The organism is Variovorax sp. P4_B10 (genome assembly GCF_056402375.1).
Genome location: NZ_JBFUHN010000022.1, coordinates 66202 through 84364 on the forward strand (window position 1 = coordinate 66202; position 18163 = coordinate 84364).

At 68.3% G+C, this 18163-nt stretch carries 15 protein-coding genes; 10 read left to right on the forward strand and 5 right to left on the reverse strand.

Features of this window, described 5'->3' with window-relative positions:
* Nucleotides 1–55: 55 nt before the first annotated feature.
* A complete protein-coding gene (locus AC1DXX_RS12905) occupies nucleotides 56–1213 on the reverse strand; it encodes a porin (RefSeq protein ID WP_478134597.1) in 1158 nt (385 codons plus the stop codon).
* A gap of 268 nt (nucleotides 1214–1481) precedes the next feature.
* Here AC1DXX_RS12905 and AC1DXX_RS12910 point away from each other — a divergent pair, with 268 nt between their 5' ends.
* The 3 genes from AC1DXX_RS12910 (at nucleotide 1482) to AC1DXX_RS12920 (ending at nucleotide 5318) form a co-directional block, all read left to right on the forward strand.
* Nucleotides 1482–2141: a nuclease-related domain-containing protein gene (locus AC1DXX_RS12910; RefSeq protein ID WP_478134598.1), complete on the forward strand. Its 660-nt coding sequence runs from the start codon at nucleotides 1482–1484 to the stop codon at nucleotides 2139–2141.
* A 74-nt stretch (nucleotides 2142–2215) separates the two neighbouring features.
* Nucleotides 2216–4618 (forward strand): outer membrane protein assembly factor BamA, encoded by a 2403-nt coding sequence (bamA, locus tag AC1DXX_RS12915; RefSeq protein WP_478134599.1) that lies wholly within the window; start codon nucleotides 2216–2218, stop codon nucleotides 4616–4618.
* Nucleotides 4619–4634: 16 nt separating this feature from the next.
* On the forward strand, nucleotides 4635–5318 hold the full coding sequence (locus tag AC1DXX_RS12920; RefSeq protein WP_478134600.1) for a response regulator: 684 nt from the start codon (nucleotides 4635–4637) through the stop codon (nucleotides 5316–5318).
* Here the strand turns inward: AC1DXX_RS12920 and AC1DXX_RS12925 are convergent.
* Both AC1DXX_RS12925 and AC1DXX_RS12930 read right to left on the reverse strand, forming a co-directional pair.
* Complete coding sequence (locus AC1DXX_RS12925) at nucleotides 5279–5587, reverse strand: hypothetical protein (RefSeq protein WP_478134601.1); 309 nt, start codon at nucleotides 5585–5587, stop codon at nucleotides 5279–5281. The two genes, AC1DXX_RS12920 and AC1DXX_RS12925, sit on opposite strands and share 40 nt — an antisense overlap.
* 86 nt (nucleotides 5588–5673) lie before the next feature.
* Nucleotides 5674–5949 (reverse strand): hypothetical protein, encoded by a 276-nt coding sequence (locus tag AC1DXX_RS12930; protein WP_478134602.1) that lies wholly within the window; start codon nucleotides 5947–5949, stop codon nucleotides 5674–5676.
* A 172-nt stretch (nucleotides 5950–6121) separates the two neighbouring features.
* On the opposite strand from AC1DXX_RS12930, the gene AC1DXX_RS12935 reads away from it, so the two are divergent.
* Both AC1DXX_RS12935 and AC1DXX_RS12940 read left to right on the forward strand, forming a co-directional pair.
* Nucleotides 6122–7708, forward strand: coding sequence for an ATP-binding protein (locus tag AC1DXX_RS12935; RefSeq protein WP_478134603.1), 1587 nt, complete (start codon nucleotides 6122–6124; stop codon nucleotides 7706–7708).
* Entirely contained in the window at nucleotides 7705–8406 is a 702-nt protein-coding gene (locus tag AC1DXX_RS12940; RefSeq protein ID WP_478134604.1) for a response regulator, read from the forward strand. The genes AC1DXX_RS12935 and AC1DXX_RS12940 overlap by 4 nt, the downstream gene beginning before the upstream one ends.
* A gap of 30 nt (nucleotides 8407–8436) precedes the next feature.
* Here AC1DXX_RS12940 and AC1DXX_RS12945 read toward each other — a convergent pair whose 3' ends face one another.
* Nucleotides 8437–9123, reverse strand: coding sequence for a TetR family transcriptional regulator C-terminal domain-containing protein (locus tag AC1DXX_RS12945; RefSeq protein WP_478134605.1), 687 nt, complete (start codon nucleotides 9121–9123; stop codon nucleotides 8437–8439).
* Nucleotides 9120–10562: an aminotransferase-like domain-containing protein gene (locus AC1DXX_RS12950; RefSeq protein ID WP_478134606.1), complete on the reverse strand. Its 1443-nt coding sequence runs from the start codon at nucleotides 10560–10562 to the stop codon at nucleotides 9120–9122. Before AC1DXX_RS12950 ends, AC1DXX_RS12945 begins: the two co-directional genes overlap by 4 nt.
* Nucleotides 10563–10827: 265 nt before the next feature.
* Here AC1DXX_RS12950 and AC1DXX_RS12955 point away from each other — a divergent pair, with 265 nt between their 5' ends.
* The 5 genes from AC1DXX_RS12955 to AC1DXX_RS12975 all read left to right on the forward strand — a co-directional run bounded on the left by AC1DXX_RS12955 (nucleotide 10828) and on the right by AC1DXX_RS12975 (nucleotide 17904).
* Nucleotides 10828–12186 (forward strand): NAD(P)-dependent oxidoreductase, encoded by a 1359-nt coding sequence (locus AC1DXX_RS12955; protein ID WP_478134607.1) that lies wholly within the window; start codon nucleotides 10828–10830, stop codon nucleotides 12184–12186.
* Between the two features lie 82 nt (nucleotides 12187–12268).
* The gene (gene preA / locus AC1DXX_RS12960) at nucleotides 12269–13585 is read left to right on the forward strand and encodes an NAD-dependent dihydropyrimidine dehydrogenase subunit PreA (protein ID WP_478134608.1); all 1317 of its coding nucleotides are present in this window, start codon (nucleotides 12269–12271) and stop codon (nucleotides 13583–13585) included.
* Nucleotides 13586–13651: 66 nt separating this feature from the next.
* A complete protein-coding gene (locus AC1DXX_RS12965; protein ID WP_478134609.1) occupies nucleotides 13652–15154 on the forward strand; it encodes an NCS1 family nucleobase:cation symporter-1 in 1503 nt (500 codons plus the stop codon).
* Nucleotides 15155–15171: 17 nt separating this feature from the next.
* Nucleotides 15172–16614: a dihydropyrimidinase gene (gene hydA / locus AC1DXX_RS12970; RefSeq protein WP_478134610.1), complete on the forward strand. Its 1443-nt coding sequence runs from the start codon at nucleotides 15172–15174 to the stop codon at nucleotides 16612–16614.
* A gap of 33 nt (nucleotides 16615–16647) precedes the next feature.
* Nucleotides 16648–17904, forward strand: coding sequence for a Zn-dependent hydrolase (locus AC1DXX_RS12975; RefSeq protein WP_478134611.1), 1257 nt, complete (start codon nucleotides 16648–16650; stop codon nucleotides 17902–17904).
* The last annotated feature ends 259 nt before the right edge of the window (nucleotides 17905–18163 follow it).

Consider the following 18163-nt stretch of genomic DNA (forward strand, 5'->3'; position numbering starts at 1 on the left):
TCGGCCGGTCCTGTGCGGCAAGACGAGCGCCCTGCCGCACCGGCCGGATGCCGTGTCAGAACGCGTGGCGGATGCCGAAGTCGTAGCCGGTCGACGAACGCGGCAGGCCCGTGTAGCCCACGCCGGTGCTGCCATAGCCCGTGGTGCTCGCGGCGGTCAGGCTGCCGGTGTAGGCCGCGTCGTTGCGGTTGTTCACGCGCGCGACGGTGGCATAGAGCGCGGTGCGCTTCGAGAGGTTGTGCACGTAGCCGATCGCGAACTTGTTCGCGCGCGGGTCTTCGCCGGTGATGCCGGTGGCGCCTTCGTCGTAGCGCACGGTGGAGTACGACGCGCGGATCACGCCCGCACCCACCGGCATGCTCGCGCCGATGAGGTAGCCGTTGTAGCTGTTGCGGCTGTCGCCGGCGGCGAGTTCGAACTTGTTCTTCACGTTCGAGAGTTCGCCGAACAGCTTGACCGGACCGAAGTCGTAGGATGCACCGAGATTGATGGTCTGGACCTTGCGCGTGAGCGTGGTGGTGTCGACGGCAACGTTCTGGCCCATCGACAACGCCACGTCGAGCGGCCCGTTGGCATAGCCGAATCGGCCGCCGACATAGCGGCCGGCACTGCTGCTGGTCGCGGCGGTGGTGTCGGTGGCGCTGGTCTTGGTGTTCTCGTTCAGGCTGTACTGGACCTGGCCATAGAAGCCACCGAGGTTCGGCGGCAGGAAGTAGCCGACCATGTTGCTTGCGCGCACATAGTTCGAGTTGCCGATACCGGTGCTGCCGCTCACCGTGTTGATCACGCTGGCGCCCGAGCCGTTGGTGCCGAACGGATCGAACACGGTGTCGTTCCAGAAGGTGGCCGTGTAGTCGCGGCCCAGCCGCAGTTCGCCGAAGCCACCGGAGAGGCTGACGGTGGAACGGCGATTGAAGGTCGAGACACCGGTTGCACCGTCATCGTTGGTGATCGGTGCTTCGAGCCAGAAGCTGGCAGCGAGCCCGCCGCCCAGGTCTTCCGTGCCGCGGAAGCCGATGCGGCTGGAGTTGTAGCCGGAGTTGGCAAGACTCCATTGGCTCTGCTTGCTGGTGGCGCCGGTGGTCGCGTTGCGCGAGGTGGCCGATTGGTAGCTCACACCAGCATCGATGACGCCGAACAGAGTGACGGACGATTGGGCAGAAGCCAGGCCGGTGACGGCCAGCGCGGCGAGTGCCGTGAGGGATTTCTTCATTCAGGTTTCTCCGGGTTTTCAGCAGCTCTTCATCGAGCAGCTGGACGGATGGTCACTTTCAAAATTGGAGGAATCTGGTGGACGGTGCGTGCTTTGCACTGAATGTTGTTTTGCGTGCACTCGTTGTGTTTGCGGCCCTGTTGTTCGGGGTCCGGTGATGAAGGTTTTGCCTCATACGGGGCGCTCCCCCTGCAGGCACGCACTTGCGAGCACGTACTAAAAGTCTCCCAAAAGCCAAGCAATGCTCACCGCTCCGAAGGAGTACGACATGACCATTGTTTTGCAAAGCACCGTCGCCGCATCGCTGGGCGTGCAGCAGCTCGCCAGCGCATTCAGCCCTGCCTTTTCCCACCTGCGCATTCTTCGCAACCTGATCATTCCCATGCCCGAGGGATGCGCGGTCCGCACCGCAAGAATCGACGCCGTGATCGTGTGCGAGACCGGTGTCTACCTGTTCGAGATCAAGGCCTGGCGCAACGCCTTCGTCTACAGAAAGAAATCGGACCAGGCCCCACCCCGCTGGTTCCTGCGCCTCGACGGCTGCACGAGGGCGCGCGAAGTGAAAGACCCCGCATGGCAAGGCGGCCGCAAGACAACGCAGCTGCGCAGCCTGCTGCCCGACGACCTGCGCCTGCAGTACTTCGTCCTGCTGCCCTGCGAAGGCGTCGAGCTCGAAGGCGTCATGCCCGCGGCCGTCATCACGCAGCAAGACCTGCCCTACATCGCACGGCTGGTGCGCAACAACGGGCGCACCGCGCGCACCTATCCGCTGCTCGATGCCGACGCCATCGACCGCACCGTGCAGCGCCTGCTCGACATCCAGGGCGACATGTCCATCGAAACCCATCTTCAGAACTGCCGCCGCGAACGAAGCGAACAGCAACCCGCCATGCGATGGCCCGTCATGAGCGCCATGGGCCWGCAATAACGCTTTGCATCGCACGCCCCCGAAGCCCGGAGGGAGTCCCATATTTCTCCGACATTGGCAGGGACCATGCGGAGATGAGATCTCCCAAGTCCCTCGCGGCCATCGCTGCACTGTTCACTTCGATGGCCGCCGCTCCGGCATGGGCTGCCGACCCGTTCACCGTCAAGGACATCCGGCTCGAAGGCCTGCAGCGCGTCGAGCCCGGCACCGTCTTCTCGACCCTCGGCATCAAGGCCGGAGACACCTACAGCGACGACCGCGGCAGCGCCGCCATCCGCTCGCTGTTCGAGCTCGGCCTGTTCAAGGACGTGCGCATCGACGTCGACGGCAGCGTGCTCGTGGTCATCGTGGAAGAACGCCCTTCGGTCGCCGACGTCGACTTCGTCGGCACCAAGGAATTCGACAAGGCCGCGCTCCAGAAGGCACTGCGCGAAGTGGGCCTCGCCGAAGGCCGCCCCTACGACAAGGCGCTGACCGACCGCGCCGAGCAGGAGCTCAAGCGGCAGTACATCAGCCGCAGCCTCTACAACGCCCAGGTCGTCACCACCGTCACGCCGCTCGAACGCAACCGCGTCAACCTCACGCTCACCGTCACCGAAGGCGAGTCGGCGCGCATCAAGAGCGTGCGCGTGATCGGCAACAGGGCCTACGGCGAGCGCACGCTGCTCGACCTGTTCGACCAGGACAGCGGCGGCTGGCTCGCCTGGTACACCAAGTCGAACCAGTATTCGCGCAGCAAGCTCAACGCCGACATCGAAGCACTGCGCTCCTACTACATCACTCGCGGCTACCTCGAGTTCCGCGTCGACTCCACGCAGGTCGCCATCTCGCCGGACCGGCAGGCGCTCGACGTCACGATCAACATCAGCGAAGGCGAAAAATTCGCGGTGGCCGGCGTCAGGCTCGATGGCAACTATCTCGGGCGCGAGGACGAGTTCAAGACCCTCGTCACGATCCACCCCGGCGCGCCCTACAACGGCGAGGACGTGGCGGCCACCACCAAGGCCTTCACCGACTACTTCGGCACCTTCGGCTATGCGTTCGCGCGCGTGAAGGCCGAGCCGGAAATCGACCGCACGAACAACCGCGTCGTGATGGTGCTGAAGGCAGAACCTGCGCGACGCGTCTACGTGCGGCGCCTGAACATCGGCGGCAACGCGAGAACGCGCGACGAAGTGATCCGCCGCGAGTTCCGACAATACGAAGGCGCCTGGTACGACGGCAACAAGATCAGGCTCTCGCGCGACCGCGTCGACCGGCTCGGCTTCTTCACCGAGGTGACTGTCGACACCGCCGAAGTGCCCGGCACCAACGACCAGATCGACCTCGCGGTCAACGTGACCGAGAAGCCCACCGGCTCGCTGCAGCTCGGCGCCGGCTACTCGTCGACCGACAAGGTCTCGCTCACCTTCGGCATCACGCAGGAGAACGTGTTCGGCTCCGGCAACTACCTCGGGCTGCAGGTCAACACCAGCTCGTACAACCGCTCGATCTCGCTCACCGCCACCGATCCGTACTTCACGAAGGACGGCATCTCGCGCACGCTCAACGTGTTCCACACCACCACGCGGCCCTACTACGAGGCCGACGGCAACTACAAGCTCGCGAGCGACGGCGGCTCGGTGCGCTTCGGCCTGCCGGTGGGCGAGCTGGACACCGTCTACCTCGGCATCGGCGTCGAACGCTATTCGTTCACGCCCGGCACCAACGGCGCGTACACGCTGGTCAACGGCTCCTACGTCTACACCGGCACGCCGCAGGCCTACCTCGACTACTTCAAGTGCACGGGCACCGCGCCGAGCGTGGTGTGCGCGAACAGCAGCGTCGTGGGCATTCCCGCCACGGTGGGCTGGTCGCGCGACGACCGCGACAGCGCGCTGGTGCCGACCAGCGGCCGCCTGCAGCGCGCGAACCTCGAAGTGGGCGTGGGCAGCGAGCTGCGCTACCTGAAGACCGACTACCAGTACCAGCAGTACTTCGCGCTGTCGAAGCAGTACACGCTGGCCATCAACAGCCAGCTCGGCTATGCGAAGGCCCTGGGCGGCAGCACCTTCCCGATCTTCAAGAATTTCTACGCCGGCGGGCTCGGCTCCATCCGCGGCTTCGAGCAGAACTCGCTGGGGCCGGTCGACGCGGTCACGGGCGGTTCGCTCGGCGGCACGCGCAAGGCGATCTTCAACATGGAGTTCAGCACGCCCTTCCCCGGCGCCGGCAACGACCGGTCGCTGCGGCTCTACACCTTCCTCGATGCGGGCAACGTGTTCGCCGACCGCACGGCGAGCATGACCGACGCGCAATGGAAGGCCCAGAACCGCATCCGCGCCTCGGCGGGCCTGGGCATCAGCTGGATCTCGCCGCTGGGCCCGCTGCGCCTGGCCTATGCCGTGCCGCTGGCCTACCAGAAGGCGGACACCGCCAACGGCATCGCGGCGGACCGCACGCAGCGCTTCCAGTTCCAGATCGGAACATCCTTCTGACCCGCAGAGCAAGCCCATGAGCCGCATCCTGCTGGTCGAAGACGGACGCGACATCGCGTCGGTGCTGCTGGACCACCTGCACAACGCCGGCCATGTGGTCGAGCACATCGGGGACGGCGCGGCGGCGCTGGACCACATCCTGAGTTCGCCGCCGGCGCTCACCCTGCTCGATGTGGTGCTGCCGCAGATCGACGGCCTGCAGGTGCTCCAGAAGGTGCGCTCGCACAGCGACCATCCGATCATCATGCTGACGGCGCGCTCGCGCGAAGTCGACCGTCTGCGCGGGCTCGACCTCGGCGCCGACGACTATGTCTGCAAGCCTTTCTCCCCGAGGGAGGTGGTGGCGCGCGTCCACACGGTGCTGCGCCGCCATGCGCAGCGCGATGGCGCTTCGGCGGCCCCGTCCCCTTCCGTGGCCTTCGGGGACAAACGCGGGGGCGCGAGCCTGGAGGGGCACGCCCTCGACCTCACCCGCCGCGAGCTGCTGTTGCTGCGCGCGCTGTCGCGCGACCCGGGACGCGTGTTCACGCGGTCGAAGCTGCTCGAGGCCGCATTTCCCGAGGCGCTCGACGTCAACGAGCGCGCGGTCGACGGGCACATCAAGAACCTCCGGAAGAAGCTCGCGGCCGTGTCGCCCTCGCACGGCTGGATCCGCTCGATCTACGGCGTGGGCTTCAGCTTCGCGGAGCGGCCCACCTGAGTTGGACCCTTGCACCCGACGCCTTCCCCCGCGGCATCGGGCGAGGTGCCTTGGCCGGTGCGCATGATCGGCGCCAGGGTCGAGAGGCTCGAGCTGCGGGCTTCGGAAGGACAGCGTTCGGCGCATCCGTCGCGCGCCGCGATAAAGGCGCCGAGCGCGAGCCCGCCGAAAGCCAGAAAGCCCATGAGGCACGGCACCAGCGGGAGCCTGGCGGGCGTCGTCGGTCCCGCAACGGGGTGCGTCCAGGCGGTTTCGCTGTGAGAGGGCATCGTGATCTGCACCGTTCAGCTTGCCGTGCGCGGCGGCACCAGGGCTTTCGTGCGAGCGACGCCTTCCGGCGCCTGCGAGTGGCCGGTCATGGGTTTTCCTTCCGCGGCTCGGTGTCGGCCTCGGCAGGCCGGGTGGCGCGCGCCTCCGCCCAGACGACCAGCAGCGCCCACACATGGGTGACCACCCAGAAAAGCGCCGTCAGCAACATCAGCAGCGCGTCGATGTCCGGACCAGACCATACCTCCGCCCACAGCCCAGGGGATGCCGCGGGCGCGCAATGCCCCGGACTGGCCCAGGCGAGCGCGGTGGCCGCCAAGGTGTGAAGGACTTTGTTGGGAGGACGATGCGTGGCCGGGTTCATGGCACGCATCGTGCGTTTTGAATCGGGAGAAATGTGGGAGAAGCGCCCCCCAGATTCCACCCAATTCCTCCCAATTTCCTCCCCATTTGGCCGCCATGATCGGCCGCTTGCCTATGACGCCCGCCTGCCCCGAACGCATGTCGCAGAATGCGGCCATGTCTCCCCCGAGTCCATGCCGCGTCTGACCCTCTCCCGGAAGATCTTCCTGGCGCTGGCCGCCTTGCTGATCGTGCTGCTGCTCAGTTTCGTGGGCTTCTCGATCATTGCGCTGCAGCGGGGCCTCGGCGCCTACGTCGCCGAGATCGAGATCCGGCGCATGGACTGGCTTTCCCAGCTCCTGCTGAAGCACTACGTCGCCAACGGCGACTGGAAGAAGCTGCGCGACAACGAAGACGCCTGGCATCGCCTCCAGATGGGGCAGCTGGCTGTCGTGCTCGACGGTGCGGCCAGCCCCGACGACCGGCGGCTGCCCCCCTGGTACGAGCGCCGCACGGAGGGCCCCGCCAGGCCCGAGGGCGACCCCGAGAACGGCTCGCCGCCCGCGCCTGCGCCTTCCTCGTCGCCCTCGCCGCAGCTCGACCTCCTGCCCAGGCGGTTTGCAGTGCCGCCGCCGCCCTGGTTCTTTCCCGACCCGCGCGGCGCGCCGGACTCGATCTACCGGCGCCTGGCCGTGCTCGACGCCCAGGGTGCGCCGGTGGTCGGCGCCACCATCGACCTGGAGAACGCCGCGCGCACGCCGATCCGGCGCGGACGCTCCGTCATCGGCTACCTGGCGCTCGCCCCCATGCAAGGCCTCGAAAGCGAGGCCGATCGTGCATTCCTTGCGCGCCAGTCCGGCGTGATCGCCCTGACCGGCATGTGCGGCCTCGCCTTCGCGCTGGCGCTCTCGTGGCTGCTGGCGCGCCGCTGGTTCAAGCCCATCGACGAGCTGACGCAGGCGGCCCAGGACGTGGCGCGCGGACGGCTTTCCACACGCGTGGCCGTCCATGGCTCGGACGAGCTCGCGTTGCTCGGCAAGACCTTCAACGACATGGCGCAGCGCCTCGACACGGTCGAGGCCTCGCGGCGCGCCTGGCTGGCCGATGCGGCGCACGAGCTGCGCACGCCGCTGGCGGCGATGCGCGCCGAGATCGAGGCGCTGCAGGACGGCGTGCGCACCTTCGACGAACGCACCGCGCTGCGGATGCACCGGCAGGTGATCCGGCTCGGCCAGCTGGTCGACGACCTGCGCAGCAGCATGCGCGAGCCGCAAAGCGACCTGCTCACGACCGCGGTGTTCCCCCTCTCGCTGCTGAAGGAGGCGCTCGACCACACGCGCGACCGCTTCGCCCAGCGCGGCATCGCGGTCGACCGGCGTGCGATCGACCTCGTCGCGGCATCCGCACAACCGGTGATCGACGGCGACGCGCACCGGCTGCACCAGGTCTTCATGAACCTGATCGAGAACACGCTGGCCTACACCGATGCCGGCGGCGAGCTGCGCATCGACGCTACGGTCGAGGGGGCGTGGACGGGCAACTGCCTCACGCTGCTGTTCGACGACAGCGCGCCGGGCGTGCCCGAGGACGAACTGCCGCGGCTCTTCGACCGGCTGTTCCGCGGCGAAACCTCGCGCAGCCGCGCCCTCGGCGGCTCCGGCCTCGGCCTGTCGATCTGCCGCGCGACCATCGAGGCGCATGGCGGCAGCATCGAGGCCGCTGCGTCGCCGCTCGGCGGGCTGCGCATGACCATCACCCTTCCGCTGGCGGCATCCACATGACACGCATCGTCATCGTCGAAGACGAGATCGACATCGCCTCGGTGGTGCAGGACTACCTGCGCCACACCGGCTACGAAACCGAGCATTTCACCGACGGACAGAGCGCACTCGAAAGCATCATCGCGTCGCCGCCCGACCTGACGCTGCTCGACATCATGCTGCCGCGGCTCGACGGCATCGAGGTGCTGCGCCGCGCGCGCGAACACACGGCCCATCCGATCATCATGCTGACCGCACGCATCGAGGAAGTCGACCGCCTGCTCGGCCTCGAACTCGGCGCCGACGACTATGTGTGCAAGCCCTTCTCGCCGCGCGAGCTGGTCGCGCGCGTGCGTGCCGTGCTGCGGCGCACCACCCCGGGCAACGCGCCGGGGCAAGCCCCCCGGGAAGACGCGCCGGGCCTCGTGCTCGACGACGTGCACTGGCGCGCCTCGCTCGAAGGCACGCCGCTCAACCTCACGCGCCGCGAGTTCGGCCTGCTGCAGGTGCTGTCGCGGCACCCGGGCCGCATCTTTTCGCGTGCGCGGCTCCTGGAGCTCGCGTACGACGACACGGTGGACGTGACGGAGCGCGCCATCGACAGCCACGTCAAGAACCTGCGGCGCAAGCTCGGCACGGTGACGCCTTCGCACGACTGGATCCGTTCGGTGTACGGGGTCGGGTTTGCGTGGGAAGCGCCGGCCGATCCGGCACGCTGAACGCGGCCCGCAGGGCCGGCGCTCAGGCGCTCAGCCGCTCCATGGCGGGCTTGCCACCACGGCAGAGGTAGCGGGCCGCGACAGCCCCAGGGCGCCTTCGAGCATCCGGACGATCGTCTCGCGGGCCTGGTCGAAGTCCGCCGGTTCCAACGCCTTCTTGCCGAGCAGCATCCGCATCTGCCAGGCGAAGTCAGCGTAGGTCTGGGTCATCGCCCACAGCGTGAACAGCAGGTGCGGCACCGGCAGCGGGTCGATGTCGCCGTTCGCCATCCAGCGCTGCAGCACGGCCGCCTCGGCACGGAACGCAGGCACCAGCTTGGCTTCGATGTCGTCGGCGCATTGCGGCGCCTGCGAGATGATCTCCTGCGCGAACAGGCGCGAGCCCGAGGGGTGGTCGTACGAGAACTTCAGCTTCTGCGTGACGTAGCGCTCCAGCGCCGCATGCGGGTCGAGGTTCGCATCCGCGAGGCTGTCGAGATTCGACAGCCACGAATCGAGCACGTCGTTGAAGACGCGCCGGTACAGCGCCTTCTTCGAGGGAAAGTAATACAGCAGGCTCTGCTTGGAGATGCCCGTATCGGCCGCGATGTCGTCGACCGACACGCCGCCATAGCCCTGCAGCGCAAAGCGCTCCTGCGCGACGGCGAGGATGGCGCTCTCCAGGTTCAAGCGGCGGGCCTGGCGTTTCACCGCCGGGGGGCGCGGCACTGCGCTCATGGATTCCTCATCCGCGCCAGGAAGCGCACAAGCCGCTCGTCGCCGCACTGCGCGACGTTGAAGCGGAACCACGCAAAGGGCTGCGGCGCCGTGCCGAAATCCACGGCCGCGGTGAGCGGCAGGCCCTGCTTGCGCGCCTCCTGCAGCACCGCATCGATCGAGGGCCGCGGCTCGCTGCCGGCCGGCCAGCCGGCGCACAGGAAGGGGCCGCCATCGGGCACGCACAGCGCCTGCAGGCCGGCGCCGGTCAGCAGCGACAGGGTGCGCTCGCCGGCGATCTTCAGGGACGTGCTGAGCCGCTGCAGGAAGCGCGGATGGCCGGCATCGGCCAGCACCTCGCAAGCCACGCGCTCCTCGAATTCGCTCGGGCCGAGCGCGGTGTGCAGGCACCGCAGCGCGGGGTCGTCGACCCAGCGCTGCGGCAGCAGCACATGCGCGAGCCGGAGGCGGGCCGACAGCGCGGTCGACACGCTGCCGACCTGGGCCACGCGCTGCAGGCCGTCCATGGCCGCAAGGCTGGGCGCCTGCAGCGGAGAGAGCCCGCGCCAGGCGTCCAGCTCGACGACCCGCAGGTCGTGCCGCTCGGCAGCCTGCAGCGCCTGATGGGCGCCTTGCGGCGTCATGCAGACGCCCAGCGGATTGGAGACGGCCGTGGACACGAACAACAGCCGCCGCTTGCTCGCCGCGGGCAGCAGGGCGGCCTGCTCGTCGAGCGCGCCGATATCGAGGCATCCGCCGCGCCGCGGAACCTCCAGCATGCGCCGGCCCAGCGTGCGGATCAGGCTGCGCAGCTGGCGCGACGCGGGCGACTCGATCAGCACGGCATCGCCGGGTTCGGTCCATGCCTGCAGCAGGCACATCGCAGCGCCGAGACTCCCGGCGGCGGTCATCACCTGCGGAGAGCCCAGCGCGGGCAGTTCGGCCCGGTGGCGTGCGGCGATCAGCTCGCGCAGCCGCAGCAGCCCGAAACCGGGCCTTGCGCCGCCGTCCCAGTCGGGCGCGGCACGGGCCACGCGCCGCATGGCCTCGCGCACCAGTTCGTCGCCGCGGTATTCGGCGGGCGGCAGCCTGTCGTGGTCTGCGCACGCTTCGGACGCCGGCGGTGCCGCATCGTCCGCCGCACGCGCCGGCCGATGCAGCACGTAGTAGCCGCTGCCCGGCCGCGAGGCCAGCACCGAACGCGCGCGCAAGGCGCTGTACGACTCGGTGACCGTGAAGGTGCTGATGCCCAGCTTGCCGGCCAGCGCGCGCACCGAGGGCATCTTGGTGCCGGGCGCGAGGCGCCCGTCGCTGACGCGCAATTCGACCCCCACCACCAGGCGCTGCGCCAGCCCGAGCCCGGGACCGGCGTCGTCCATCTCGCCCATCAGGCCCTGCAGCCATCCGGCACCGGTCGGCCCCGGCGCGAACAGCACCGGGGCGTTGCGTGAACTCTGCATCACTGTGGTCTCCTTTCGAAACGCGCGACGGTCGAAAGTCAGGGTTTGTCCGCAGGAACCGTGCTGGCCAGCGCAGCAGACGGCATGGGCCGCAGCGGCAAACACTTTCTCGCTTGCCGTTCCAACTGTGTATGGGCGGCACCCCTCGTTTGCTGAATCATCGCGACATTCGACCATTTGGTCAAACTTCATGAGGGCTCGCTCCCTCGTGTCGCCAACGGATCCCCACCACGACCCTGGAGCTTGAACGCCCATGAGCAGCACGATGAATCCCGTCGTCCCCACCGCACACCTTGCAGCCGACGTGCGCGCGGGCCGCCTCCCCCCCGAGCAGTACGTGAAGAATTTCTGCGACGCCCACCCGCCGCTGAACGTGGTGCAGGCCAACATCGAGGCCGAGCGCTGCTACTACTGCTTCGACGCGCCGTGCCAGACGGCCTGCCCCACGGGCATCGACATCCCGACCTTCATCCGCCGCATTGCCGACGGCAACCTGCGCGGCGCGGCACGCACCATCCTCGAAGAGAACCCGCTGGGCGGCATGTGCGCCCGCGTCTGCCCGACCGAGGTGCTGTGCGAACAGGCCTGCGTGCGCAACAGCAACGAGAGCAAGCCGGTCGAGATCGGCCTGCTGCAGCGCCATGCGACCGATGCCTTCTTCGACAGTCCCGGCGCGCCGCTGTTCGTGCGCGCGGCCGACACGGGCCGGCGCGTGGCCGTCGTCGGCGCAGGCCCCGCGGGCCTGGCCTGCGCGCACCGGCTTGCAGTGCTGGGCCACCAGGTGACGTTGTTCGATGCACGCCCCAAGCTCGGCGGGCTCAACGAATACGGCCTTGCGAGCTACAAGACGGTGAACGGCTTCGCGCAGCGCGAGATCGAGTGGCTGCTGTCGGTCGGCGGCATCGAGGTGCGCTGCAACCACGCGCTCGGCCGCGAGCTGCATCTCGACGCGCTCGCCGCCGGCTACGACGCCGTGTTCCTCGGCCTCGGCCTCGCCGGCGTCAACACGCTGGGCCTCGGCGAGCATGCCGGCGTGCGCGATGCGGTCGACTTCATCGCCGAGCTGCGCCAGGCCGCGTCGCCCGCCGATGTGGCCATCGGCCGGCATGTGGTGGTGATCGGCGGCGGCATGACCGCGGTGGATGCGGCCGTGCAGTCGCGCAAGCTGGGCGCGGAGGACGTGAGCATCGTCTACCGCCGCGGCACCGAGGCCATGGGCGCATCGCCCGACGAACAGCGCTGGGCCAGGGACAACGGCGTGCGCATCATCCACTGGGCCGCGCCGAAGGCCCTGCGCGTCGAGGGCGAGGCGCTGCACGGCATCGACTTCGCACGCACCGCGCTGGTGGACGGCAAGCTGGCCGAGACCGGCGAGCGCCTGGCCCTGCAGGCCGACCTGGTGCTCTGCGCCATCGGCCAGAGCTTCGTCGCGACGGCGCTGGAAGACAGCGGCGTGCACCTGCAGGGCGGCCGCATCCGCACCGATGCGGAATGCCGCAGCTCGCGGCCCAGGGTCTGGGCCGGCGGCGACGCGCGCTTCGGCGGGCGCGACCTGACCGTCGAAGCGGTGGAAGACGGCAAGCAGGCCGCGCTGTCGATCGACCGGCACCTGCGCGGCGCCTGACGCGGGCACGAATCCCTCCCTTCCCTCCCTCTCCCCCCACACATCCATCCGTACGCGCCAAGCCGCGACAGGAGCAATTCACATGGCAGACCTGAGCATCGACTTCGTGGGCATCCGCAGCCCCAACCCCTTCTGGCTGGCCTCCGCGCCGCCGACCGACAAGGAGATCAACGTCGTGCGCGCCTTCGAGGCCGGCTGGGGCGGCGTGGTCTGGAAGACCGTGGGCGAAGACCCGAACGTGGTCAACGTGCACGGCCCGCGCTACGCCGTTTCCTATGCGGCCGACCGGCGCGTGACCGGCTTCAACAACATCGAGCTGATCTCCGACCGCCCGCTGCGCACCAACCTCGAGGAGATGACGCGCGTCAAGCGCAACTGGCCCGATCGTGCGCTGGTGGCCTCGGTGATGGTGCCTTGCACCGAAGAGGCATGGAAGAACATCCTGCCGATGGTCGAGGACACCGGCTGCGACGGCCTGGAACTGAACTTCGGCTGCCCGCACGGCATGAGCGAGCGCGGCATGGGCGCGGCCGTGGGCCAGGTGCCCGCGTACATCCAGATGGTGGCGGAGTGGTGCAAGCACTACTCGAAGCTGCCGGTGATCGTGAAGCTCACGCCCAACGTCGCCGACATCCGGCCCGCCGCGCGCGCGGCGCAGAAAGGCGGCGCCGATGCGGTGAGCCTGATCAACACCATCAACTCGATCATGGGCGTGGACCTGGACGCGATGGCCATGTTCCCTCACACCGACGGCAAGGGCTCGCACGGCGGCTACTGCGGCCCCGGCGCCAAGCCGATCGCGCTGCACATGGTGGCCGAGATCGCGCGCGATCCGCTGACCGCGAACCTGCCCATCTCGGGCATCGGCGGCGTCTCGACCTGGCGCGATGCGGCGGAGTTCATCGCGCTCGGCAGCGGCTCGGTGCAGGTGTGCACCGCCGCGATGGTCTACGGCTTCAAGATCGTGCAGGACCTCTGCGACGGCCTCTCGAACTTCATGGACCAGAAGGGCTACGAGACCCTCGCGCAGATGCGCGGCCGCGCGGTCGGCAGCATCACCGACTGGCAGCAGCTCAACCTGAACCACGTCGACAAGGCCGTGATCCACCAGGACCTCTGCATTCAATGCGGCCGCTGCCACGTAGTCTGCGAAGACACCTCGCACCAGGCCATCACCGCCACCAGGGACGGCAAGCGCTTCTTCGAGGTGAAGGAAGAAGAGTGCGTGGGCTGCAACCTGTGCGTGTCGATCTGCCCGGTGCCCGGCGCACTCACGATGCGCACCCTGGAGCCCGGCGAGATGGACACGCGCACCGGCCATCCCGTCGCCGGCCACTACGCCAACTGGACCACGCATCCGAACAACCCGTTGCGCGTCGCCGAGCGCAGCCCGCACTGATCCTTCGGGCCGGCACGGATCGTGCCTGCCCTGCGCTCCACCCAGCCCCCACGCAGGAAAAACCCCATGAACACCCCATCGCAAAGCGGCACCCCCACAGCCAACCTCTGGAACGAGGACCTGGCGCCCACCACCCTGGCGCAGCGAACGTGGCGCTGGTACCACTTCGCGGCGCTGTGGGTCGGCATGGTGATGTGCATCCCCGCCTACACGCTGGCCGCGAGCCTGATCGAAGGCGGCATGTCGTGGGGGCAGGCGGTGCTCACCGTGTTCCTCGGCAACGCCATCGTGCTGATCCCGATGCTGCTCATCGGGCATGCGGGCGCGAAATACGGCATTCCCTACGCGGTGATGGCGCGCGCCTCGTTCGGCACGCGCGGGGCGCGATTGCCGGCCCTCCTGCGCGCCATCGTGGCCTGCGGCTGGTACGGCATCCAGACCTGGTTCGGCGGCCAGATGATCTACACGCTGGTCGGCGTGCTCATGGGCCAGCCGATGGGCGGCGACAAGCTGCCGATGCTGGGCATCAACGGCGCGCAGCTGGTGTGCTTCCTGATCTTCTGGGCCATCCAGCTCTACTTCGTGGTGCACGGCATCGAGTCGATCCGCCGGCTCGAGACCTACACCGCGCCGCTCAAGATCATCGTCTGCATCGCCCTGCTCTACTGGGCCGTGCAGCGTGCCGGCGGCCTCGGCCCGATCCTCGACCAGCCCTCGCAGTTCGAGCCGGGCGGCAAGAAGGCCGGCATGTTCTGGGCGGTGTTCTGGCCCTCGCTGACGGCCATGGTCGGCTTCTGGGCCACGCTGGCGCTGAACATCCCCGACTTCACGCGCTTCTCGCGTTCGCAGCGCGACCAGGTGGTGGGCCAGGTCATCGGCCTGCCCGCGCCGATGGGCCTGCTCGCCATGATGGCGGTGATGGTCACTTCGGCCACGGTGGTGATCTACGGCAAGGCGCTGTGGGACCCGGTGGACCTGGCCAGCCGCATGACCGGGGCGGCGGTGCTGCTGGCATTGATCATCCTGCTGATCGACACGGTGAGCGTGAACCTCGCCGCCAATCTGGTCGGTCCGGCCTACGACTTCTCCGCGCTCAACCCCGAGAAGATCTCGTACCGCAAGGGCGGCTACATCACGGCGGGCATCGCCATCGCGATGATGCCGTGGAAGGTGCTGGAGACCACGCAGGGCTACATCTTCACCTGGCTGATCGGCTACTCGGCCTTGCTGGGCCCGGTGGCGGGCATCCTGATTGCCGACTACTACCTCGTGCGCCGCAAGGAGCTCGACGTGGTCGCGCTCTACCGCGAAGACGGGCAGTACAGCTACCGCAACGGCTGGAACACGGCGGCCGTGATCGCCTTCATCGTCGGCGTGCTGCCCAACATTCCCGGCTTCCTCAACGCGGCCTTTCCGCAGGCCGTGCCGACGATGCCCGAGTTCTTCAAGGTGATCTACACCTATGCGTGGTTCGTCGGCGTGCTGCTGTCGGCCGTCGTCTACCTGGGGCTGATGAAGGCGCGTGCGCCGCAGCTTCAGGGCCTTGCCACGCCCCTCAAATCCAGCTGAAAAAAGGAACACACGCCATGACCGTTCTGATTCGCGGCGGCACGGTGGTCAACGCCGATGCCGAGCACCGTGCCGACGTTCTCTGCCAGGGAGACAAGATCCTCCAGGTGGGCACCGACCTGCAGGTACCCGGCAACACCGAAGTCATCGACGCGGGCGGCGCCTACGTGATGCCCGGCGGCATCGATCCGCACACCCACATGCAGCTGCCCTTCATGGGCACGGTGGCGGCCGACGACTTCTTCAGCGGCACGGCGGCGGGCCTGGCCGGCGGCACCACCAGCATCATCGACTTCGTGATTCCCGATCCGCAGCAGTCGCTGATGGACGCATTCCGCATGTGGCGCGGCTGGGCCGAGAAGTCCGCCGGCGACTACAGCTTCCATGTGGCCGTGACCTGGTGGAACGACAGCGTGCACGCCGACATGGGCACGCTGGTGCGCGAGCATGGCGTGAACAGCTTCAAGCACTTCATGGCCTACAAGAACGCCATCATGGCGGACGACGAGATCCTGGTGAAGAGCTTCCAGCGCTCGCTGGAACTCGGCGCCATGCCCACGGTGCATGCCGAGAACGGCGAGCTGGTCGCCATGCTGCAGCAGCAACTGCTGGCGCAAGGCATCCGCGGTCCCGAAGGCCATCCGCTGTCGCGCCCGCCGATGGTGGAAGCCGAGGCGGCGAACCGCGCCATCGCCATCGCCGACGTGCTGGGCGTGCCGATCTACGTGGTGCATGTGTCGTGCGGCGAAGCATTGGAAGCCATCACCCGCGCCCGCGCGCGCGGCCAGCGCGTGTACGGCGAAGTGCTCGCGGGCCACCTGGTGGTCGACGAGAGCGCCTACCGCGACCCGGACTTCGCACGCGCCGCCGCCCACGTGATGAGCCCGCCGTTCCGCTCGCGCGAAAACCAGGCCATGCTGTGGCGCGGCCTGCAGGGCGGCAACCTGCACACCACCGCGACCGACCACTGCACCTTCTGCGCAGACCAGAAGGCCGCGGGGCGCAACGACTTCACCAAGATCCCGAACGGCTGCGGCGGTGTGGAAGAGCGCATGGCGGTGCTGTGGGATGCGGGCGTCAACAGCGGCCGGCTCACGCCCTCGGAGTTCGTGCGCGTCACCTCCACCAATGCGGCGCAACTGTTCAACCTGTACCCGCGCAAGGGCGTGATCCAGGCGGGCGCCGATGCAGACATCGTGGTCTGGGACCCGGCGGGCACGAAGACCCTGTCGGTGAAGACGCAGCACTCGAAGAGCGACTTCAACATCTTCGAAGGCCGCGAAGTGACGGGCGTGCCGCGCCACACCGTGAGCGCCGGGCGCTGGGTCTACCGCGATGGCGACCTGCGCGCCGAACCCGGCACGGGCCGCTACCTCAAACGCCCGCCATTCGCGCCGATGTTCACGGCGCTCGAGCGCTTCAAGCAGCAGCACGCGCCCACAGCCGTCGTGCGCGACTGAGCGCCGGCCACTGAATCACCCAAGGAGTCGAACATGAATGCAGTTGTGGACAGCGCCACGTTGACGATCAACGGCGAGCGCCTGTGGAACTCGCTGATGGAACTGGCGCGCATCGGCGCCACCCCCAAGGGCGGCGTCAAGCGGCTGGCCTTGACCGACCTCGACAAGGAAGGCCGCGACCTCGTCGTTTCATGGGGCAAGGAAGCAGGGTTGAGCATCACGGTCGACAAGATCGGCAATGTCTTCATGCGCCGCGAAGGAACCAACCCCGCGCTGCCGCCCATTGTGTCGGGCAGCCACATCGACACGCAGCCGACCGGCGGCAAGTTCGACGGCAACTATGGCGTGCTCTCCGCGCTGGAAGTGGTTCGCACGCTGAACGACCGGGGCATCCGCACCGAGGCGCCGATCGAGGTCGCGTTCTGGACCAACGAGGAAGGCTCGCGCTTCGTGCCCGTGATGATGGGCTCGGGCGTCTTCTGCGGCGCCTTCAGCCTCGAGCACGCCTATGCGGCGAAGGACACCGAAGGCAAGACGGTGCGCGAGGAGCTGGAGCGCATCGGCTACGTCGGCAGCCAGACGCCGGGGGCCCATCCCATCGGGGCCTACTTCGAGGCACACATCGAGCAGGGTCCGGTGCTCGAAGATGCGGGCAAGGTGATCGGCGTGGTGCCCGCGGTGCTGGGCCTCTCGTGGTACGACTGCGTCGTCACCGGCATGGAAGCGCATGCGGGACCGACGCCGATGGACCTGCGCCGCGATGCGATGCAGGTGGCGACACGGATCATGCAGGAGGTGGTGGCCATCGCACTGCGCTACCAACCCTATGGACGCGGCACGGTCGGCATGGTGCAGGTGCACCCGAACAGCCGCAACGTGATCCCGGGGCAGGTGAAGTTCTCGATCGACCTGCGCAACGTCAACGACGAGCTGCTCGATCGCATGCACGCCGAGATCCTCGCCTTCGTCGAACGCACGGGCCGCGAGACCGGGCTGGAAGTGACGATCGAGCGGGTGTCGTACTTTCCGCCCTGCCCCTTCCACCCCGACTGCGTGGACGCGGTACGCCGCGCAACCGAGCGGCTCGGCTACTCGACCATGGACGTGGTCTCGGGCGCCGGCCACGACGCGATCTACGCGGCGCGGCTCGCGCCCGCCGGCATGATCTTCGTGCCCTGCAAGGACGGCATCAGCCACAACGAGATCGAGGATGCGCAGCCCGACCACCTGACGGCCGGCTGCAACGTGCTGCTGCACGCCATGCTAGAGCGGGCAAAACGCGTGGGCTGACGCTCCCCCCTTAGAGCCTGTCTAGGCCCTGGGTGCCTTGTTCAGGGCGCGCTCACGCCGACGGTGTGCTCTGCTCCGCGAATGTCCCCCGGCGCGGCCTAGGGCCGCAGGCCTCCTCCTTTATTGCGCTGCGCAGAGCACACCGCCAGCGTGATCGCTCAGCGCAGCGGTTGATCGGCCAGCACGAGAGCAGCGCTCATCGTGCACAGGGCACCGGGTGCTCCCCGCAGCGAAATAAAGGAGGAGCGAAGCGGGGGAC

Bases quoted from the DNA above. Each gene is read 5' to 3' on its own strand.
- AC1DXX_RS12905 (WP_478134597.1), bottom strand. From the start codon at position 1,213: ATGAAGAAATCCCTCACGGCACTCGCCGCGCTGGCCGTCACCGGCCTG.
- AC1DXX_RS12930 (WP_478134602.1), bottom strand. From the start codon at position 5,949: ATGAACCCGGCCACGCATCGTCCTCCCAACAAAGTCCTTCACACCTTG.
- bamA (WP_478134599.1), top strand. From the start codon at position 2,216: ATGAGATCTCCCAAGTCCCTCGCGGCCATCGCTGCACTGTTCACTTCG.
- preA (WP_478134608.1), top strand. From the start codon at position 12,269: ATGGCAGACCTGAGCATCGACTTCGTGGGCATCCGCAGCCCCAACCCC.
- AC1DXX_RS12965 (WP_478134609.1), top strand. From the start codon at position 13,652: ATGAACACCCCATCGCAAAGCGGCACCCCCACAGCCAACCTCTGGAAC.
- AC1DXX_RS12920 (WP_478134600.1), top strand. From the start codon at position 4,635: ATGAGCCGCATCCTGCTGGTCGAAGACGGACGCGACATCGCGTCGGTG.
- AC1DXX_RS12950 (WP_478134606.1), bottom strand. From the start codon at position 10,562: ATGCAGAGTTCACGCAACGCCCCGGTGCTGTTCGCGCCGGGGCCGACC.
- AC1DXX_RS12945 (WP_478134605.1), bottom strand. From the start codon at position 9,123: ATGAGCGCAGTGCCGCGCCCCCCGGCGGTGAAACGCCAGGCCCGCCGC.
- AC1DXX_RS12955 (WP_478134607.1), top strand. From the start codon at position 10,828: ATGAATCCCGTCGTCCCCACCGCACACCTTGCAGCCGACGTGCGCGCG.
- AC1DXX_RS12925 (WP_478134601.1), bottom strand. From the start codon at position 5,587: ATGCCCTCTCACAGCGAAACCGCCTGGACGCACCCCGTTGCGGGACCG.
- AC1DXX_RS12975 (WP_478134611.1), top strand. From the start codon at position 16,648: ATGAATGCAGTTGTGGACAGCGCCACGTTGACGATCAACGGCGAGCGC.
- hydA (WP_478134610.1), top strand. From the start codon at position 15,172: ATGACCGTTCTGATTCGCGGCGGCACGGTGGTCAACGCCGATGCCGAG.
- AC1DXX_RS12940 (WP_478134604.1), top strand. From the start codon at position 7,705: ATGACACGCATCGTCATCGTCGAAGACGAGATCGACATCGCCTCGGTG.
- AC1DXX_RS12935 (WP_478134603.1), top strand. From the start codon at position 6,122: ATGCCGCGTCTGACCCTCTCCCGGAAGATCTTCCTGGCGCTGGCCGCC.